The organism is Dehalobacter restrictus DSM 9455 (assembly GCF_000512895.1).
In the GTDB taxonomy this organism is placed as follows: Bacteria; Bacillota; Desulfitobacteriia; order Desulfitobacteriales; family Syntrophobotulaceae; genus Dehalobacter; species Dehalobacter restrictus.
Genome location: NZ_CP007033.1, coordinates 459,276 through 477,887 on the forward strand (window position 1 = coordinate 459,276; position 18,612 = coordinate 477,887).

An 18,612-nucleotide genomic window follows, 5' to 3' on the forward strand; every position below is an offset into this window, starting at 1 on the left:
GTGATGCCCTATGTTGTCAGATAAAAAAATACCCAATAGATTGGTAAACGAAAAGTCGCCTTACCTGCTCCAGCACGCTAATAACCCGGTGGATTGGTACCCCTGGAGTGATGAAGCTTTTGCAAAAGCAAAAGCCGAGGATAAGCCGATTTTCCTTTCTATTGGGTATAGCTGACTTACATGATTTTATGTACATGTCATTGGTGTCATGTCATGGAACGGGAATCTTTTGAGGATGAAGAAGTCGCCGCAATACTGAACCGCAGTTATATTCCGATTAAGGTGGATCGCGAAGAAAGACCGGATATTGATCAGTTGTATATGACCTATTGTCAGATGATGACCGGAGCAGGCGGCTGGCCACTGACTGTGCTGATGACGCCGGATAAACAGCCTTTCTTTGCCGGAACGTATTTCCCGAAACACAGCCATTACGGACGTCCCGGCCTCATGGATATTCTGAGTCAGGTAGGTGAGCTGTGGCAGACAGAGAAAGATAAAGTCATCCAAACGGCAGCGGAACTTTACGAAACAGTTACCAGGCATTATCGTGGGGATAAAAACGCCACGTCTGCCGTGCCAAAGAACAAGCAGACCCTGCCATTTACAGAGAAAGAAAAAGACAGCGGTGATATAGCTGTCTGGGGTAAAAACGTACTGGACAAAGGATATGCACTGCAGGAAGACAAGTTTGATTCACGATACGGGGGATTCGGTAGTGCTCCGAAATTCCCGGCTCCCCATAACCTGGGTTTTTTATTGCGGTATTCAATGGAAGAGCCACAGAGCAAAGCACTGGTAATGGTTGAAAAAACATTGGACAGCATGGCTGACGGAGGGATCTTCGATCATATCGGGTTTGGCTTTGCACGCTATAGCACAGACCGTTACTGGCTGGTTCCCCATTTTGAAAAAATGCTTTATGACAACGCCGGTCTGGCCCTTGTGTATTTGGAAGCTTATCAGAAAACCAAAAAGGAAAAATACCGCCGGGTTGCACAAAATATATTTGGGTATGTTCTGCGCGATATGACTTCTCCGGAAGGAGGCTTTTATTGTGCAGAAGATGCAGACTCCGAGGGTGAAGAGGGCAAATACTATCTTTGGTCTAATGATGAAATCAGAAAAACGCTGCAGGAAGGGATCGAACTTCTTCAAAAAGCAAAAGATGCAAAAAATAAATTTGAACCTTTTCTAAATCAACCGGAAGAAATTGTGGAAATCTACTGTGATGCTTATGGAATTACGGAAGAAGGCAATTATGAAGGGAAAAACATTCCTTCACAAATCTTCAGTGGCAGAGACGATCTGGCTTTTCGCTGCAGTTTGACCGGAGATGAACTCGACGAATTGCTGAACCTCTGCAATGCTATTCTGTTTAAGGCGAGAGAAAAAAGGGCCCGTCCAGCAAAAGATGATAAGATCCTGGTTTCCTGGAACGGTTTGATGATCAGTGCTCTAGCCAAAGGAGTGCAGGTGCTCGCAGGCGATCTCTCCTGGAGAAGCGACAGAGTGAGCCTACTTCTGGCTGCAGAAAATGCCGCAGGCTTTATCATGGCCAGGATGTTTGATTCACGCGGCAGACTGCTCGCCCGGTACAGGAATGGTGAGGCAGGTATACCTGGTTATCTTGACGATTATGCTTTTCTGGTTGATGGGCTGCTGGAACTCTATATGGCGTGTGGAAAAACAGTATATCTGGAGCAGGCTATACATCTGCAGGAAGAACAGGAAAAACTATTCCGGGATGAAACAAACGGCGGATATTATTTTACCGGAAGAGATGCTGAAGAACTGCTATTCAGGCCCAAGGAGATCTATGACGGTGCGATGCCTTCCGGGAACTCGATGAGCGCCTGCAATCTAGTGAGGCTGTGGAGACTTACCGGCCTATCCAAATGGCAGGAACTGGCCGAAAGACAACTTAATTCGTTCCGAAACGCTGTTGAGGACTACCCTCCTGGATACACCGCTTTCCTTCAGGCAATCCAATACGCCTTAAGTCAGGGCGAGGAACTGGTATTGTCCGGATCGGCCGGTAATGAAGAATTAGAAAAAATGCAGGCCGTCATTTTTAAAGACTTTCATCCGCATGCTGTCGTGGCCTATAATGACGGTTCATTAGCGCAGGTGATCCCGAGAATGCAAGATTACCCTGTCAGTGAGACTCTTTGTGTTTATGTCTGCAGGGATTTTGCCTGCAGGGAGCCTGTAAATACCCCCGAAGAATTAGCAAAAATCTTGACGGAATAGTACTGCCTTGATGCGTCGTCGTACTTTATCTTTCCGATGCTTGTTACCTTTCCGTGTATCTATTTGTGAGTACGACAAAAGCATCAAGTTTCCGATGGACTCGCTCAAAGAGAAGACCGCCGGCAAACCACACCGGCGCAAAGCTCAGCGTAATAAGTCCGTTTATCGCCAGCGGATCCGTATACCGCCACGGATAGACCCCCAGAATTTTAAGCAGAAACAGACCGCTTGTATATTCTATCCCCCAGATTGCTGTGAGCCAAACGAGTCCCCTCAGCGGCCACCTCCACTCTGAAATCAAATCGTGCAAAGGTTCAAGAATAACAGCGGAACCATATATAAAGAACATCCAAAGGTTGGTAAAGCCCATCAGCCGGAAATCCCCGTGGACAAAAGAATCAAGTCCTGTCCAGATTATTTCGAGGCTCCAGCCCATCAGCCCGTAAAATAAATATCGTTTTAGCATGATCATAGTTTGTGACAGGGAGGGATATTTTACTTATTGTAAAATATCCCTTAATAATTAGTACCATGGTTAACCCTAATCTTAACTATTCTTAGATAAAAGTGAATAGTTCGGAAAGCGCACCGAATACGGGGACTCCTTCTTTGTGAATTAGTCCTGGGAAAGGATTCTCTTTTCCAGTGTGTTCGATTGCTTTTGTGATCACTTCAAGACTCATCGGGGCGATAGGTAAATTACGACAATCTTCGAGCGAGTAGAAACCGGCCTGGATTACCTCGACCGGATCATGTTTTAATTGACCGCCCAGACCGCGAAGAAAGAAGACAATATAAATATTGTGTTTCACGTTCGGGATATCTTCAGGGTAATCGCGGACTGCCAGAATGCTTACAGGCTTCGACAGGATGCCGGTTTCCTCGCGGACTTCCCTGACAACCGCTTGGGCAATTTTTTCATTCTGTTCTACATAGCCGCCGGGAATAGTCCATCTTCCTTTACCGGGGTTATGCGCTCTTTGGACGAGGAGTACTTTGTCGTCTTGAAGCAAAAGACCGCCTACGCCCAGGGAGTATTCCCCCCAGTGGATATAGTCACAGGCCGGGCAGCTTTGCCTCTTTTTGTCTTCAATTAGTTTATACTCCAGGGCGGCAGAACACACGGGACAAAACTTAAATTCCGGATAAAGAGACGGCATATGATTCCTTCTTTCTCTAATCAAAGTTATTAATCCTATTTTATCCTGAAAAAGAGAAGATGCAAATTTTATCTAAATTGGGAAATACGGCACGAAGGATAAATAATTTCTTTGTAGAACTACTAAATAATACTTTAATCGACTGAATTTTCAACCTGTGGGGGAAATATAAGAATGAAAAATGATAAGAAAAAAGAGATTTGGCTCGATCCTGAGGAACTCCGGCAGTTGTTGGAGGGAGGCTTGTATTGGAAAGATATAGAGCCCAAACTGTCCGAGGAAAATGCGGAAAGCATCAGAAGGCAGCTTAGTCTTGAAGATGAGGCTGATATTAATGACGGTGCTATTGACGAGTATGACCAGAACACCGGGGAATTTGACCAGACCAACGGAGAATATGGCCGGACGGCCGGGAAGTCTCCGGAAGAGGATCAAGCGGAAGCAGGGCCTGTTTTTGCCGGAGATTCGGATGAAGACAATGAGGAGATCAGAACGATTTTGCTTGGTGATCAAAATTCGGGGCAGGATGAACTGCAAAGACTGTTTATCTCCCAAGCGGCTTCCCTGGAAGATGACTTTAATGAAATGAAAAATCCGGCGGAAACAAGTCCGGACAGCTTCAGCCCGCTTGCTGATACTGAGGCAGCGGATGATTTGAATAAAGCTGATGAAGCCTACAACGCAGAAGATACCGCTATGAACCCGACAGATCTGGGTACTCTGGAGGAAACAGAAGTAGGGGCGGAAGAAAGAAGCCGCTTTTCTGATTTAAATAGTTATATCATGAACAGTAAAAATGACCCGAGTGCGGACGATGACGATGACTTAGATTTTGAGTTCGAACAGAAACGCGGCTTTGGTGGACTAAAGCTTGTTATTCTGGTTGTGATTGTTGCAGCGGTCACCTTCGGTTTGTGGTATTTCTTTATCAGCGATTGAGGACTTTTCGCTAAGTACAGCAATGTTGAATTTTTTATAGTCAGCGAGCAAAAAAACCTATCTTCGGATAGGTTTTTTTTAATAAAATAGTTTTCAAAATGATCAAAAAGGGTTAAAATAGTTACGAAGGTCAAAAAAGGTCATAAAGTCAGCAAAGGTCAACATTGAAATAAGGATGGATGACGATGAGTAATTTGGCGGACAGAATCGAGGAGTACCTCAAGAAGATTATAGAGCAGGCCGAAGTTGGGTATATTGTCCTGCAAAGAGGTTATCTTGCTGATTTCTTTTCATGTGCTCCTTCCCAGATTAACTATGTTCTTACAACGAGGTTTACTGCAGAACGCGGCTATCTTGTTGAAAGCAGAAGAGGCGGCGGCGGATATTTAAGGATTGTTAGGCTGGGACTTGATCCTGAGGGTAAATTCCAGAGACTCATGTCGGAACTCATTGGGGATGACCTTTCCCAGGATCGGGCTAACAATCTTGTGGACAGACTCAGAGAAGAAGAGCTGTTCACCAAAAGAGAAGCAATCCTGGTAAAAACGATTTTTTCCGACCGGCTTTTGGCTGGAGTGACGAATTTGCCTTCTACGCTTAGGGCCCGTATGATGAAAGAAATACTGGCGAATATGTGCCGGGACGATGTTAATGATTGATCGGGGGAATAGCAATGCTTTGTCAGAACTGTCAACAACGGGAGGCTGTGGTTCATCTGACCAAAATCATTAATGGACAGGCGGCGCAGCTTCATCTTTGCCAGGAATGTGCTCAGAAAGCGCCTGGTACCGGCTTCAATCTCTACCCTGGAATGGTATCGGATTTTTTACAGGCATTATTTGGGGTAAATCCGGCAGGACAGTATGATCAGACGATCGTAGACAGTCAGCCCGGAAAATGTCCCGGGTGCGGAAGAACTTTTTCCCAGATACAGCAAGCCGGGAAAATGGGCTGTAGCAAATGTTACGATGAATTTGAGCCCCAAATGGAAATGCTCCTGCGCCGGATCCATGGAAGAGGGATGCATGTCGGGAAAGTGCCGGTAAGACGAGGCGCTTCGTTCCGAAACAAACAGGAAATAGTCAAATCGAAAGAACAACTCTTGGAGCTAGTAAAAGCAGAAAAGTTTGAAGAGGCAGCTATATTAAGAGACCGGATTAAAGAAATGGAGAATACTGTCGGAGGTGAAAGCAAATGACTTATCGGGAACTGCTTGCCAAAGACAGCTTCTGGATGAAGGATACCCTGGACATTCCGATTGTACTGAGTTCCAGGATCAGACTGGCCAGAAATATCGCGGACAATCCTTTCCCTCACGTCATGTCCCATGATGATGCCGAAAAAATTGAAGCACAGATTTCCGGCGTCCTGGACGGTTTTACCGCTGAAGGGGAAAAGCTTGTTTATATTCCATTGAAAATGCTTATTCCGGTGGAGAAGAAGGTATTGATTGAAAAGCATCTGGTCAGCCCGGGTTTTAACGAGACTGAATATGCACGCGGTCTGGCCTTGTCCGAAAGCCATAAAATTGCAGTCATGGTCAATGAAGAAGATCACCTGAGAATTCAGGTGCTGATGCCGGGGAACAGCCTCAGGGAAGCTTGGCATCTTGCAGGATTGGTCGATGATCATCTGGAAGCGCATCTGGATATTGCTTATAAAGAAAAGCTTGGCTATTTGACGACTTGCCCCACCAATGTTGGAACCGGCCTGAGAGTATCCGTGATGGTTCACTTGCCAGCCCTGGTGCTGACCAATCAGGTCCAGCAGGTTCTGGGTGCCCTGACTTCGCTTGGGTTGGCAGTACGCGGTCTGTACGGTGAAGGCTCCAGGCCCTTCGGAAATATCTTTCAGATATCCAACCAGGTTACTTTAGGCAAGAGTGAAGAGGACACCTTAACGCATCTTGATGCGGTGACGCGGCAGCTGATGGAACGGGAAGTCCAGATGCGGGAAGTTATTCGCAAAGAATCTCCGCTTATCGTCGAAGACAAAGTATGGAGGGCCCGGGGGACTTTGGAAAATGTCAGGATCCTTGAAACGGAAGAGATCTATTCACTTCTATCGGAGGACCGGCTGGGCATTGATATGGGCATTTTATCTAGAGTTTCTGCAGGTTTCGTGTCTGTCTTGATTAACTCAATGCAGGGATGTCTGCAATATAATCTCAATAAGCAGCTGGATGCTTATCATATTAACGCAGAAAGAGCTAATTTTGTGCGTGGAATCTATCATCACAAAATGAGTGAGAATGTAAATTAAACGCCGATAGATTTGGAAAGGAAGGATCAAAATGTCAAGAAAATTTACGCAAAAGGCAGAAAAAGTATTTATGCTTGCTGAGGCGATTGCCAAACGCATGGGCCATAAGATTATAGGGACTGAGCATATTCTTTTGGCTTTGATTGAAGAAGGAGAAGGAGTTGCCGCGAAGGCGCTGACCGGGATTGGATTGGATCCTGACAAGGTAAGCGCAAAGATTACCCAGATCATTGGCGTAGGAACCCCTATCAGCGGAGAGGTCGGATTGTCTCCGCGAGTGAAGCGCGTGATTCAGCTTGCCACCGAAGAGGCTCAACGCCAGGGGGTCAATTATATCGGAACCGAGCACATTCTGCTTGGCATGATCATTGAGGGAGAAGGAATTGCTGCGAGAGTCCTGGCGGATCTTAAGATCAGCCCGGAAAAAATATGGGAGCAGGTTGTAGAGCTCCTGGGAGGAGAAACCGAAGGCACATCAATGCCCGGAAGTTCCGCCGCGAATAACAGCAAACCCGGACAGGCAGGTGGAACACCGACTTTAAACGAGTTCGGACGGGACTTGACGGTTATGGCCGCTGAAGGGAAGCTTGACCCCGTCGTCGGCCGGGGAAATGAGATTGAAAGAGTCATTCAGGTGCTGAGCCGCCGGACGAAGAATAACCCTGTATTGATTGGAGAACCCGGGGTCGGAAAAACGGCCATCGCCGAGGGTTTGGCCCAAAGGATTGTTAACAACCAAGTGCCGGAGATCCTTGTCGATAAACGGGTTGTAACACTCGATCTTTCTTCGATGGTAGCAGGGACAAAATATCGCGGTGAATTTGAAGAGAGAATGAAAAAAGTCATGGAAGAAATCCGGCTGGCGGGCAACGTGGTCGTCTTCATCGACGAACTCCATACCCTGATCGGAGCGGGGGCTGCCGAAGGAGCCATTGACGCAGCCAATATTCTGAAACCGGCTCTGGCCAGAGGAGAAATGCAATGTATCGGAGCAACGACACTCGATGAATACCGTAAGCATATTGAACGTGATCCAGCCTTGGAAAGACGTTTTCAACCGATTAAGGTAGGAGAGCCTACAGTTGAGGAAACCGTGGCCATTCTGAAGGGCTTAAGGGACAAGTATGAAGCCCATCACAGGGTGAAGATATCCGATGAGGCAATTGATATGGCAGCGCGCTTGTCCGACAGGTATATTTCCGACAGATTTTTGCCCGATAAAGCCATCGATTTAATTGATGAGGCTGCATCCAGAGTTCGCATTCACAGTTTTACGGCACCGTCGGATTTGAAAGAGCTGGAGGAAGAAATCGAAAATCTGAAGAAAGAAAAAGAAGCAGCCGTAAAAAGGCAGGAATTCGAAAAGGCTGCCGAAATCAGAGACGAAGAGCAAAAGAAACGCGAAAAGCTCAGCGAGATTCGTAAGAACTGGGAGGAAAGCCGAGAAAAGGACCGGATGGTCGTGGGGCCAGAGGATATCTCCAGAATCGTATCAAGTTGGACAGGAGTCCCACTGAATAAACTGGAAGAAGGAGAAAGCTTCAGACTCTTGAAATTGGAATCCCTTCTGCATGACAGCGTGATCGGACAGGACGAGGCAGTCACGGCTGTTGCCCGTTCGATCAGACGGGCCAGGGCGGGACTCAAAGACCCTAAGCGGCCCATTGGTTCGTTTATCTTCCTCGGACCGACAGGAGTCGGAAAAACCCAGCTGGCGAGGTCTTTGGCTGAATCTCTGTTTGGGGATGAAAATTCGTTGATCAGAGTTGATATGTCCGAATATATGGAAAAGCATGCCGTATCCAGGATGGTAGGTTCGCCTCCGGGATATGTCGGTCATGATGAAGGTGGTCAGCTTACGGAGGCGGTCCGCAGGAAACCATACAGCGTCATTCTGTTTGACGAAATAGAGAAGGCCCATCCTGAAGTGTTTAATATTCTGTTGCAGGTACTGGAAGACGGCAGGCTCACGGATTCTAAGGGAAGGCTTGTGGATTTCCGCAACTGCGTATTGATTATGACGTCCAACGTCGGAGCTTCTTTCCTCAAAAAAGAATCTCTGGGTTTTGTCTCCGGAAGAAACGAAGAAAGCGAATATAAATCCATGAGTTCCAGGATCATGGAGGAACTTAAGAAGACTTTTCGTCCGGAATTTTTGAACAGAGTGGATGAAATGGTGGTATTCCATCCGCTCAAGCAAGACGATCTTGTGAAGATTACCAAAATCCTGATCAAGGATGTCAGCAAACGACTAAAAGAGCAGGAACTTGAACTGGTCCTGGATGATGAGGTTCTGGAGCATCTGGCAGAAGAGGGTAATGATCCGACTTATGGGGCGCGTCCTTTACGGAGGGCTATCCAAAAAATGATTGAGGATCCTCTGTCTGAAAAGATTCTTGAAGGAACTTATAACGCAGGCGATATGATTAAGGTCGAACTTTCCGACAAAGAAGTCGTTTTTGTGAAACCCGCTGCCGTCAAGAAAAAGGGCGGAAAGAAACTGGAAAAGGTCTAAGGGGGAAGGGATTTTGGCAGGTCCGAAGACGAAGTTCTATTGCCGGGAATGCGGGCAGGAAAGCGCGAGATGGCTTGGAAGGTGTCCCGGATGCGGTGAATGGAATACACTGATTGAGGAGCGCGTAGAAAAATCCAAACCTACAGAACACAGAGGGATCGTTCAGGCGATCCCTCTGACTGAAATCCAAACGATGGAAGGGCAGAGACTTGATACCGGAAGTCCGGAACTTAACCGGGTTTTCGGGGGAGGGGTTGTCGAAGGGTCCTTTGTTCTATTAAGCGGGGAGCCCGGGATTGGCAAATCCACTTTGTTTCTGCAAATGGCAGAATATCTTTCCCGGAAGGAAAATGTGCTTTATGTGTCGGGAGAGGAATCTGCCCGGCAAATCAAACTCAGGGCTGACAGAATGGAGCTTTCTTCTTCCCGGGTACATATACTCGCCGATAATTCCCTGGAAGCAGTACGTTCGGAGGTGCTGAACAAAGGCTATAAAGTCGTTTTTATTGATTCGATCCAGACAATGCTGCTCGAAGACGTTCAGTCTGCACCCGGAAGCGTCAGCCAGGTAAGGGAAGGGGCTTCTTTTTTGCTGAAACTGGCCAAAGAAAATGAGATTACGGTTTTCCTGGCCGGCCATATTACAAAGGAGGGTGCGATTGCCGGACCCAGGGTTCTGGAGCACATGGTCGATACGGTCCTGTATTTTGAAGGAGATCAGCACCATATTTTCCGTCTGCTGCGGGCAGTTAAAAACCGTTTTGGTCCGGCCAACGAAATTGGGGTATTTGAGATGAGAGGCTGCGGTCTAGCTGATGTTACAAATCCCTCCATGTTTTTTATGGGCGATCATACACAGGTATCTGCTGGTTCCGGGGTGGCTGTCGTGATGGAAGGAACAAGGCCGCTCTTAGTGGAAGTCCAGGCTTTGGTAACATCGTCCATCTTTGCGCCGCCGAGAAGAACCGTAAACGGGATGGATTACCACCGCCTGCTGATGCTTCTGGCAGTCCTGGACAAACGAGCCGGGTACGCTTTTGGCACCCGGGATGTTTTTGTCAATATTGCCGGGGGTCTCGATGTGGATGAACCGGCAGCGGATCTTGCCGTTATTGCCTCTGTGATGTCGGGAATTAAAGATCAGCCGCTTGGAAATATGGCTTTAATCGGGGAACTCGGTTTGACCGGAGAAATTAGAGGGGTTTCTCATATTGAGCAGCGGATCAGAGAAGCGGAAAAATTTGGTTTCCAAAATTGCCTGGTACCAAAAGTCAATGCAGACAGTATCGGGAAGACCGATTGCCGAATCATTCCGGTTAAGAACATTGAGGAAGTACTGGATTTTCTTTTTTAGATGATTTTGATACCAAAATAAAAAAGGATGTCAAAAGACATCCGCGGCAGTCATTCCAAGGCATCACTGATTTGTAAACATTAGTAACTGATATACAAATATACAAAATGACAGAAAATATCTCCGCATCCTTTAATCTTCTTTTAAGCTCAGCTATCTAAAATTAAAAACAGTAAGTGTTTTGAGTCTGTTTTCTTCTTTTTCCAGGATTTCGTTTACAGACAAGCCCAGAATATTGGCAAGAGCTGAGATATAAAAAAGCTGATTTCCCAGTTCGGTTTCGACAACTTCACGGCAGTTGGAACAAAGGTTTCCTACCAGATGACTGTTCAGGAGAAACTTAAGATCTGATATGGTAGCGTTTTCCGGAATTGGGCTCTTGTAGGCATCCACTGAGACACAGCCGCAAGAAGTCACAGCCTTTGTTATAGCCCTGTTTACCCGGGAAGAAGCCTCTTGTCCTTTTGATAAAATATCCAAGATGCTTTGGTGTCGAATTAGCATAGCATCAACCGTTTCTTGAAAATCATTATTGATTGGACTCATAGAACATACACTTCCTTTCTGCCAATTTCATTATAGACAGCATCTGAAGCTGTTGTCAATTTCATCAAATCGGGAAATATTTCTTGAATTAAGATATATTGAAATAATTTGTCGTTTACTTTGAAAGAGAAATACAACCTGATATAATGATGAGATACAGGGGAAAATACCGCTAAACAATTTCATAGGGGACAGATCAGGGAAATTTCAGACTCCTGGTATAAACAAAATAGTTTTTAGCCAAAATATAGAAAAAGGGAGGTGAATTTGATGCTTAGCAAAATTGTTCGCGGCATCATTACGCTGCTGTTTGGTGCAGCAGGAATTTACGTAGATTACTTGATATTAAAGGTTGTTGATATTCGTCAACTTAGTCAGACATTAGGTTTCGAGATTCACTTATACTGGACTTATATTATTATTTTTATTGTGTTATCTGCTTTTGGTTTCTTTCTTGCCCCTGTATGCATGAAAGTTTTCATTGGCCTTGTCAAATGGCTGGAAAGCAGACTTATCCGCATGCCGATTCACGATTTGGTCGGAGGTTCACTTGGGGGTATTGTCGGTTTGCTGATTGCCCGTCTGGTTTGCATTACTTTTGTGGGTATTCCGTTTCTCGGTCCGATTCTGTCGGTCATCATCAGTTTGTTACTTGGCTACGTCGGCCTGATTATTGGGATCAATCGCAAGGATGATATTCTTGGATTTTTCAACTTTTTACCCAAGCTGAAAGGGGAACGTGCTGAAAAAGAAAAGAATAAGGATAAAGGACACGGGAAACAATCCGCTGCTGCAGGCTATAAAGTGCTTGATACCAGTGTGATTATTGACGGCAGAATTGCGGATATTGTCAAAACGAGCTTTTTAGATGGGGTTCTTCTGATTCCTGGTTTTGTTCTGGAAGAGCTCAGACATATTGCCGATTCTTCAGACGCCTTGAAAAGAAACCGGGGTCGGAGAGGACTTGATATCCTGAATCAGATTTCCAAGGAATCGATCATTAAGGTCGAGATCTACGAAGGTGATTTTGAAGACATCGCTGAAGTGGACAGTAAGCTTGTCAAACTGGCGAATATTCTGGACGCGCCGATATTGACCAATGATTATAACCTAAACAAAGTGGCCGAGCTTCAGGGGATAAAAGTCTTAAATATCAATGAATTGGCCAATGCTGTGAAACCAGTCGTCCTTCCGGGCGAAGAGATGTATATTCAGATAATGAAGGAAGGAAAAGAGGCTGGACAGGGCGTAGCTTATCTGGATGACGGAACGATGGTTGTCGTTGACGGAGGACGCAGGTACATTGGGCAACAGACCACCGTGCTGGTTACGACTGTTCTGCAAACTGCTGCAGGTAGGATGATCTTTGCTAAACCCAAAGGGATGCAGGAAAAATCATCTGAGGAGTTTTCCCATGAGTTTAATGCATTCGGCTGATATTGCGGCTATTGTACCTGCTGCTGGGCAGGGAAAAAGGATGGGGGGTCAAGGCAACAAGCTTCTGCTTGAACTTGCCGGGACCCCTATCCTTGTTTTTACTCTAAAAACACTGGAACTTTGTCCGCTAATTAAAGAGATCATTATTCCTGCGGCAAGGGCAGATATTTTGACAATTAAAAAGTTGGTGGCGAAATACAGTCTAAATAAGGTAACGGCAGTGGTTGAGGGAGGTGCTGAAAGGCAGGAATCCGTTTACCGGGCGCTTCAGTCCTTAAGTACTGAGGTGGACAGCGTGATCGTCCATGACGGTGCCAGACCTTTATTAACACTGGATAATCTGAACCGTTTTGTTGAAGAAACGGCGGACTTCGAAGCGGCCGTCATGGCTGTACCTTTGAAAGATACTGTGAAAAAGGTTGATGCTCAGGGCCGGGTTGTGGAAACACCCCCGCGGGAACAGCTTCGGGCGATTCAAACACCGCAGATTTTTAACCGGAACCTTTTAGAAAAAGTACACAAACTCGCCTTTGAACAGCAGTACCTGGCCACGGACGATGCTTCTCTATTTGAGTGGCAGGGCTTACCGGTCAGGGTTGTTGAAGGTAGTTACGAGAATATCAAAGTGACCACGCCTGAAGATATGCTTTGGGCGGAGTCCATCCTGTGCAGAAGAAGAGAGGTGCCTCAAATGAAGATAGGACTGGGCTACGATGTCCATGCACTGGTTGAGGGACGGATGTTGATTCTGGGCGGAGTAGAAATTCCCCATGACAAAGGACTTTTGGGGCATTCTGATGCGGATGTTCTGACGCATGCCGTAATGGATGCGATGCTCGGGGCTTGTGCGCTTGGTGATATCGGCAAACATTTTCCCGACAGCGATGCCCGGTACAAAGGCATTTCCAGTCTGGCATTGCTGGCTGAAGTTGTAAAGCTTGCGCAAGGTGAAGGCTACAGGCTTGGGAATCTGGATAGTGTGATTGTCGCTCAGAAACCGAAAGTATTGCCTTATATCGCGCAGATGAGAAAGAATCTGGCAGAGATTCTGAACGCAAGTCCGGACTGTATATCGATCAAAGCAACGACGACGGAATATCTGGGCTTCGAAGGCAGAGAAGAAGGAATCAGTTCCCAGGCAATCGTTTGTCTTTTGCCTGTATGACCTGATATAATATTAAACGCAATTATTCTTATATTTTTAATATCTTGTATTTTATTAATACCTGCTGAAGACAAGCAGTACGAAGTAGAAATGAGGTTATGTCGGTTATGACGGTGAAAGTAAGGTTTGCTCCAAGCCCGACCGGGCCCCTGCATATCGGAGGAGCCAGGTCAGCTCTTTTTAATTATTTGTTTGCAGCAGGCAGAGGCGGGACCTTCGTCTTTAGGATAGAGGATACCGACCTGGAACGGTCGAGCCGGGAATCAGAGCAGGATATCATGAAAGCGCTGCACTGGCTGGGGATCACCTGGGATGAGGGAATAGACGCCGGCGGAGATTCCGGCCCTTACAGGCAGACGGAAAGGCTCGATACATACCGTGAATACACGGATAAGCTTCTTCAGAACGGACATGCTTACCTGTGCTACTGTTCAGAAGAAGAACTGGAACAGGAGCGTCAGGAGCTGAGTTCCCGTGGGGAGACCCCGCGCTATCTCGGAAAATGCCGGACGCTGACCGCAGAACAGCGCCAGGTTTATGAAGCGGAAGGGAGGAAACCTGTTGTCCGCTTCCGAGTGCCGGAAGACCAGGATATCGTGATCAATGACCTGGTCAGAGGGAAAGTCATTTTTGAAAGTAATGGAATCGGGGATTATATCATTGTCAAATCAGATGGAATCCCCACATACAATTATGCCGTGGTCATCGACGATGTCCTGATGGGCATCACGCATGTCGTCAGAGGAGAAGAACATCTATCCAATACGCCGCGTCAGGTCTTAATTTATGAGGCCCTTGGAATGAAAGTACCGGATTTTGCCCATATCTCCTTGATTTTGAATACTGAAGGGCGGAAGATGAGCAAACGGGACGGGGATACTGCTGTCATGGATTATTTCCATAAAGGGTATTTGCCGGAGGCCGTCGTGAACTTTATCGCGCTTTTAGGCTGGTCGCCTTCCGGTGAGCAGGAATTTTTTACGATCGAAGAACTCAAGAAAGAATTTTCATTGGAAAAAGTATCAAAGAGCCCGGCAGTTTTTGATTTGAATAAACTGAACTACATTAATGCGCACTACCTGAAACAGACTGCTTCGGCAGACCTTGCCCGGTTGGTGCTGCCGTTTTTGAGAGAAAAAGGACTTTTTCCGAATGAGCTTTCTTTGGCTGAACAGCAGTGGGTGACCGGCTTTATTGACGCCGTCAAGGAAAAAATCAACTGCTTAAGCGAGGTTAAGTCCTATATTCATTATTTTATTGGAACAGAAATTGATGTGCTGACGGAGGAAGCTGAAGCGATTATGAAGGCAGATACCGTACCGGTAGTGCTGCAGCTTTTTGCAGCCAAGGTCCGGGAAGCTGCGCTGCTTGACGCACCGGCAGCCAAGAGCATATTAAAAGAGATCACCAAAGAACTTAACCTGAAAGGCAAGGATGTATTTATGCCGGTTAGGATTGCGCTTACGGGGCAGATGCATGGCCCTGACCTCGACCGGATCATGGAGCTGCTCGGCAAAGAAAATATTTACGGGCGATTGGAGAAAACGGCTGCTTATCCGAAGTAAGTACAAGGAGGAAATCGTGATGGCGATCAGACTGTATAATACACTCACGCGCCGCAAAGAGGAGTTTGTGCCGAGGGAACCGGGAAAGGCTTCAATGTACGCCTGCGGCCCCACGACGTATAATTATTTTCATTTGGGAAATGCCCGGATGCTGGTAGTATTCGATATGATCAGGCGCTACCTGATCCATAAAGGATTTGACGTTACGTATATCCAGAATTTTACCGACGTCGATGATAAGATTATTAAACGGGCGGCTGAAGAAGACTGTGACCCGATAGCGCTGGCCGGCAAATATATTAATGAGTACTTTACGGATGCCAAGGCTTTGAATATTCTTCCTGCCGATATCCACCCGAGAGCCACGGAACATATCCCGGAGATGATTGACATTATCCGCAGGTTGGAGGAAAAGGGCTTAGCCTATAATATTGACGGGGATGTCTATTTCGCTGTCGACAAATTCCCGGGATACGGCAAGCTGTCCGGCCGGACTCTTGAAGATATGCAGGCCGGAGCACGTGTAGAGGTGGACGATAAGAAGCATAACCCGATGGATTTTGCGCTATGGAAAAAAGCCAAAGCGGGAGAACCTTTCTGGGAGAGTCCCTGGGGTAAGGGAAGGCCCGGCTGGCATATTGAATGTTCAGCGATGTCCTTGAAATACCTCGGGCCTGGGTTTGATATTCATGGGGGCGGAGGCGACCTGGTTTTTCCGCATCATGAGAATGAAATTGCGCAGTCCGAAGGCTGTCTGGAGGGTCAGCAGTTTGCGCGGTACTGGATGCATAATGCGTTTATTACCATTAATCAGGAGAAAATGTCCAAATCGCTGGGGAACTTCTTTTTGGTCAGAGATGTTACAGGAAAATTCCCGGGAGATGTTATCCGTTTTTATCTGCTCGGAACACACTACCGCAGTCCGCTGGATTTTGATGATGAGAAGCTGGTCATGGCCTCTAAAGGACTGGACCGCCTGAAAAACAGCGTGCGTCTGGCCAAAGAGGCCTTGGGCAAAGCGCTGGGTAAAGAGGGTATGACGTTCGGTATCATTGCTGCGAACCGAGACCAGAAGGCGGATAATGAAATGGCTGAGGCCAGTCTGGAGGCCAGGAATGCTTTCGAACAGGCTATGGACGATGATTTTAATTCGGCCCAGGCTTATGCAGCCTTATTCGAGCTGGCCAAAGGAATCAATACGTACCTTGCCAAAGTTTCTATAAAGACTGAATCTCTGGCTGAAGCAGCACAGACTTTGATAGAGCTGGCTGGGATACTTGGATTTGATCTGGAAGCCGAGGCTGAAGTTTTACAGGGGGATTCCGGAAAACTGGCCCAGGTTATGGAGCTTGTGATGGAGATCAGAGCCAATGCCCGTAAGAACAAGGACTGGACGACTGCGGATCTCATCAGGGACAGGATTAAAGAAATCGGGATTGTGATTGAAGATACCCCTGAGGGTGCCCGCTGGTATTTGAAATAGTTAAGGGATGATAACATTTGCCTAAGCAAAACGAACCTAAACAGGATAACGGCATGCCGGATATTTGGTCGGTACAAATCAATAAACGGTGGCAGGATATTAATATCCTGCTGCTTGCCTATATAGGTGACGCCGTTTACGAATTATGGGTACGCAAGCATCTTCTGGAGCAGGACATTGCCAAGGTACAACTCATGCATAAGCGGGCTATTTTCTATGTACAGGCCAAAACGCAAGCAGGTATTCTGAGGCATCTCATGAACGAACTGGATGAAACGGAAACAGAGGTTGTTCTGAGGGGTCGGAATGCGAAGGGCCACTATCCGCGTAGTGTTGATGTTGTCACCTACAGGCATTCTACAGCCTTCGAAGCGCTTATCGGTTACTGGCATATTACTGGCCAAAATACTCGGATGGGCGCGGTTCTAAACAACATAGACGGGATTCTTGAGACAATGGCGATAGAAAATAGCAAGAAAACAGAAAGAGGTACTTTACCCGAAGAAACCGGAAAACGGGGGGGAGTCGGAACATGAAGATCACAAACTTTGAACATACCGGACTGGACCGAGTCGCAGCCTGGATTAAACGGAATCATTTAAGCGGGATATCCGCCACGGAACTAAAGAAAGTTCTGAAAACGGTCAATATATTCTTTGTTGCAGAAGGTATCAACCGGGTTCAGAGCATGCTGCTCTGTGAGCTGAAAGCATCCTATGTACAACAAAGTCAAAGATACGTGGCGCTTGATCAGGACGCGTTTGCTTTTCCCGACCTGCCGCCAGAAGATTACCACAGAGCCTTGGAGCTCGGGCAGCAAGCATTGGATCTGTATACCAGAATGTGTGCACTGAAGGAAGGCGGGTTTAAAGGGAGACCTAAGCCTGAGCATTACCTTTACGCGATTCCGATTGAAGATGCCCGCTATATACTGCCGCTCGCGGCAAAGACGAATCTATCCGTTTCGATGTCCGGGGACAAACTGTGGGAGTTCTTTCTTTTATTCAATGACAGGAAATATGAAGGGATATTCGAGACCCTGAAAAATGAGCTGGAAGCCTTCCTTCCGGCTGAATTACGCGCGCTGTTCCCCGATGACTATGACAGTACGGCAGAATTAACAATCATTGAGGACTTCTATCGGACAGATTTGGCGAGAATTAATTCCGAAGATGACCTCATCTTATTATCCAGTTGTCAGGATCCGGACATTAAGGCTGGTCTAGGCGCTCTGACCAGCACCCAAAGCAGGGCGTCTTCCGAGGTTTTGCTGTCCTGGGGGGAGGAAGCTCCAGTTAAGGCGAAAGAAATTGTCCAGAGAGTGCTTGGTTACGGTCATGAAAGTATTGCCGAACAGGTCCGGACCACTTTTGGGATGATGTGTTCCTTGGTGACGTATCACCAGCAGGTCCGTCATCGTCTGCCGGAAATGTTCCGGGAAGACTTCAGTAACCTTTTCAGCGACACAGAAAGACCGGTAATCGTTCCGGATAGCATTCGCAATTCTCCGTTTTTGGAGGAGTTCTTAAATCTGACGGAAGCCTATCGGACATTTTCCAGGGAGATTTATCAAAAATTGGGGCTGGGCAAAGCTATGCCGTTTATCCTGAACTGCCAGCTTTTAAAAATGATTATGTCCACAAATGCGAGGATAGACAATCAGATGCTCTCGGAAAGGACCTGCCTGAACGCCCAGTGGGAAATCAGAAAGCTCGCAGTCAAGAAACTGAAGATCCTCAGAGAATTATCCGGTGTACTCTATGAAAAAGCACTGCCGCCCTGTCTGGTCAGCAAATGCCATGAAGGGAAGATGACCTGCGGCAAACAGCAGGAAGTAAGAGATCTGTTCTATTTCAGGCAAAAGTAACGGCTGCGCACTACATGCAGCATTTTATTATCTTCAGAGGATTTGCCGCGTTGTTCTGAAAATTTT

Annotated in this window: 17 protein-coding genes and 1 pseudogene; 15 read left to right on the forward strand and 3 right to left on the reverse strand. The window is 46.8% G+C overall.

What is annotated here, in order from left to right:
• The first annotated feature begins 10 nt into the window (after positions 1–10).
• Complete coding sequence (locus tag DEHRE_RS15525) at positions 11–175, forward strand: DUF255 domain-containing protein (RefSeq protein ID WP_084544183.1); 165 nt, start codon at positions 11–13, stop codon at positions 173–175.
• Between the two features lie 38 nt (positions 176–213).
• Positions 214–2,253, forward strand: coding sequence for a thioredoxin domain-containing protein (locus DEHRE_RS02180; protein WP_038603066.1), 2,040 nt, complete (start codon positions 214–216; stop codon positions 2,251–2,253).
• Between the two features lie 43 nt (positions 2,254–2,296).
• On the opposite strand, the gene DEHRE_RS02185 is transcribed toward DEHRE_RS02180, so the two are convergent.
• Together DEHRE_RS02185 and DEHRE_RS02190 are read right to left on the reverse strand one after the other, a co-directional pair.
• Positions 2,297–2,719, reverse strand: coding sequence for a putative ABC transporter permease (locus DEHRE_RS02185; protein WP_025205195.1), 423 nt, complete (start codon positions 2,717–2,719; stop codon positions 2,297–2,299).
• Positions 2,720–2,810: 91 nt separating this feature from the next.
• Positions 2,811–3,413, reverse strand: a complete 603-nt coding sequence (locus DEHRE_RS02190; protein ID WP_019225182.1) for an NUDIX hydrolase — start codon at positions 3,411–3,413, stop codon at positions 2,811–2,813.
• Between the two features lie 174 nt (positions 3,414–3,587).
• Between DEHRE_RS02190 and DEHRE_RS02195 the strand changes: the two genes are divergently transcribed.
• From DEHRE_RS02195 to radA, 6 genes are all read left to right on the forward strand, one after another.
• Positions 3,588–4,352 (forward strand): hypothetical protein, encoded by a 765-nt coding sequence (locus DEHRE_RS02195; RefSeq protein ID WP_019225183.1) that lies wholly within the window; start codon positions 3,588–3,590, stop codon positions 4,350–4,352.
• A gap of 185 nt (positions 4,353–4,537) precedes the next feature.
• The gene (locus DEHRE_RS02200; protein WP_019225184.1) at positions 4,538–5,011 is read left to right on the forward strand and encodes a CtsR family transcriptional regulator; all 474 of its coding nucleotides are present in this window, start codon (positions 4,538–4,540) and stop codon (positions 5,009–5,011) included.
• A gap of 14 nt (positions 5,012–5,025) precedes the next feature.
• On the forward strand, positions 5,026–5,550 hold the full coding sequence (locus tag DEHRE_RS02205; RefSeq protein WP_019225185.1) for a UvrB/UvrC motif-containing protein: 525 nt from the start codon (positions 5,026–5,028) through the stop codon (positions 5,548–5,550).
• Positions 5,547–6,614 (forward strand): protein arginine kinase, encoded by a 1,068-nt coding sequence (locus DEHRE_RS02210; RefSeq protein WP_019225186.1) that lies wholly within the window; start codon positions 5,547–5,549, stop codon positions 6,612–6,614. Before DEHRE_RS02205 ends, DEHRE_RS02210 begins: the two co-directional genes overlap by 4 nt.
• 31 nt (positions 6,615–6,645) lie before the next feature.
• Positions 6,646–9,129: an ATP-dependent Clp protease ATP-binding subunit gene (locus tag DEHRE_RS02215; RefSeq protein ID WP_019225187.1), complete on the forward strand. Its 2,484-nt coding sequence runs from the start codon at positions 6,646–6,648 to the stop codon at positions 9,127–9,129.
• A 13-nt stretch (positions 9,130–9,142) separates the two neighbouring features.
• A complete protein-coding gene (gene radA / locus DEHRE_RS02220; protein ID WP_019225188.1) occupies positions 9,143–10,483 on the forward strand; it encodes a DNA repair protein RadA in 1,341 nt (446 codons plus the stop codon).
• Positions 10,484–10,636: 153 nt separating this feature from the next.
• Here the strand turns inward: radA and DEHRE_RS02225 are convergent, their stop codons facing one another.
• Positions 10,637–11,029, reverse strand: coding sequence for a nucleoside triphosphate pyrophosphohydrolase family protein (locus DEHRE_RS02225; protein ID WP_019225189.1), 393 nt, complete (start codon positions 11,027–11,029; stop codon positions 10,637–10,639).
• A 270-nt stretch (positions 11,030–11,299) separates the two neighbouring features.
• Here DEHRE_RS02225 and DEHRE_RS02230 point away from each other — a divergent pair, with 270 nt between their 5' ends.
• The 7 genes and pseudogenes from DEHRE_RS02230 (at position 11,300) to DEHRE_RS02255 (ending at position 18,546) form a co-directional block, all read left to right on the forward strand.
• Positions 11,300–12,466: a PIN/TRAM domain-containing protein gene (locus tag DEHRE_RS02230; RefSeq protein ID WP_019225190.1), complete on the forward strand. Its 1,167-nt coding sequence runs from the start codon at positions 11,300–11,302 to the stop codon at positions 12,464–12,466.
• Between the two features lie 40 nt (positions 12,467–12,506).
• Positions 12,507–13,076 (forward strand): annotated as a pseudogene (ispD, locus tag DEHRE_RS15595) (2-C-methyl-D-erythritol 4-phosphate cytidylyltransferase); the annotation flags it as partial.
• A gap of 81 nt (positions 13,077–13,157) precedes the next feature.
• Complete coding sequence (gene ispF, locus DEHRE_RS15600; protein ID WP_242837071.1) at positions 13,158–13,631, forward strand: 2-C-methyl-D-erythritol 2,4-cyclodiphosphate synthase; 474 nt, start codon at positions 13,158–13,160, stop codon at positions 13,629–13,631.
• A 107-nt stretch (positions 13,632–13,738) separates the two neighbouring features.
• Positions 13,739–15,196: a glutamate--tRNA ligase gene (gene gltX, locus DEHRE_RS02240; protein ID WP_019225192.1), complete on the forward strand. Its 1,458-nt coding sequence runs from the start codon at positions 13,739–13,741 to the stop codon at positions 15,194–15,196.
• A gap of 19 nt (positions 15,197–15,215) precedes the next feature.
• Positions 15,216–16,679 carry a cysteine--tRNA ligase gene (gene cysS, locus DEHRE_RS02245; protein ID WP_019225193.1) on the forward strand — a complete coding sequence of 488 codons (1,464 nt, stop codon included), beginning with the start codon at positions 15,216–15,218 and terminating at the stop codon, positions 16,677–16,679.
• A 17-nt stretch (positions 16,680–16,696) separates the two neighbouring features.
• Positions 16,697–17,215 carry a Mini-ribonuclease 3 gene (locus DEHRE_RS02250; RefSeq protein ID WP_019225194.1) on the forward strand — a complete coding sequence of 173 codons (519 nt, stop codon included), beginning with the start codon at positions 16,697–16,699 and terminating at the stop codon, positions 17,213–17,215.
• On the forward strand, positions 17,212–18,546 hold the full coding sequence (locus DEHRE_RS02255) for an FAD-dependent thymidylate synthase (protein ID WP_019225195.1): 1,335 nt from the start codon (positions 17,212–17,214) through the stop codon (positions 18,544–18,546). The genes DEHRE_RS02250 and DEHRE_RS02255 overlap by 4 nt, the downstream gene beginning before the upstream one ends.
• Positions 18,547–18,612 lie beyond the last annotated feature (66 nt).

Excerpts from the sequence above, each read along its gene's own strand:
- DEHRE_RS02205 (WP_019225185.1), top strand. The coding sequence starts at position 5,026 with ATGCTTTGTCAGAACTGTCAACAACGGGAGGCTGTGGTTCATCTGACC.
- DEHRE_RS02190 (WP_019225182.1), bottom strand. The coding sequence starts at position 3,413 with ATGCCGTCTCTTTATCCGGAATTTAAGTTTTGTCCCGTGTGTTCTGCC.
- DEHRE_RS02215 (WP_019225187.1), top strand. The coding sequence starts at position 6,646 with ATGTCAAGAAAATTTACGCAAAAGGCAGAAAAAGTATTTATGCTTGCT.
- cysS (WP_019225193.1), top strand. The coding sequence starts at position 15,216 with ATGGCGATCAGACTGTATAATACACTCACGCGCCGCAAAGAGGAGTTT.
- ispF (WP_242837071.1), top strand. The coding sequence starts at position 13,158 with ATGAAGATAGGACTGGGCTACGATGTCCATGCACTGGTTGAGGGACGG.
- DEHRE_RS02255 (WP_019225195.1), top strand. The coding sequence starts at position 17,212 with ATGAAGATCACAAACTTTGAACATACCGGACTGGACCGAGTCGCAGCC.
- DEHRE_RS15525 (WP_084544183.1), top strand. The coding sequence starts at position 11 with ATGTTGTCAGATAAAAAAATACCCAATAGATTGGTAAACGAAAAGTCG.
- DEHRE_RS02225 (WP_019225189.1), bottom strand. The coding sequence starts at position 11,029 with ATGAGTCCAATCAATAATGATTTTCAAGAAACGGTTGATGCTATGCTA.
- DEHRE_RS02195 (WP_019225183.1), top strand. The coding sequence starts at position 3,588 with ATGAAAAATGATAAGAAAAAAGAGATTTGGCTCGATCCTGAGGAACTC.
- gltX (WP_019225192.1), top strand. The coding sequence starts at position 13,739 with ATGACGGTGAAAGTAAGGTTTGCTCCAAGCCCGACCGGGCCCCTGCAT.
- DEHRE_RS02180 (WP_038603066.1), top strand. The coding sequence starts at position 214 with ATGGAACGGGAATCTTTTGAGGATGAAGAAGTCGCCGCAATACTGAAC.
- DEHRE_RS02210 (WP_019225186.1), top strand. The coding sequence starts at position 5,547 with ATGACTTATCGGGAACTGCTTGCCAAAGACAGCTTCTGGATGAAGGAT.
- DEHRE_RS02185 (WP_025205195.1), bottom strand. The coding sequence starts at position 2,719 with ATGCTAAAACGATATTTATTTTACGGGCTGATGGGCTGGAGCCTCGAA.
- DEHRE_RS02200 (WP_019225184.1), top strand. The coding sequence starts at position 4,538 with ATGAGTAATTTGGCGGACAGAATCGAGGAGTACCTCAAGAAGATTATA.
- DEHRE_RS02230 (WP_019225190.1), top strand. The coding sequence starts at position 11,300 with ATGCTTAGCAAAATTGTTCGCGGCATCATTACGCTGCTGTTTGGTGCA.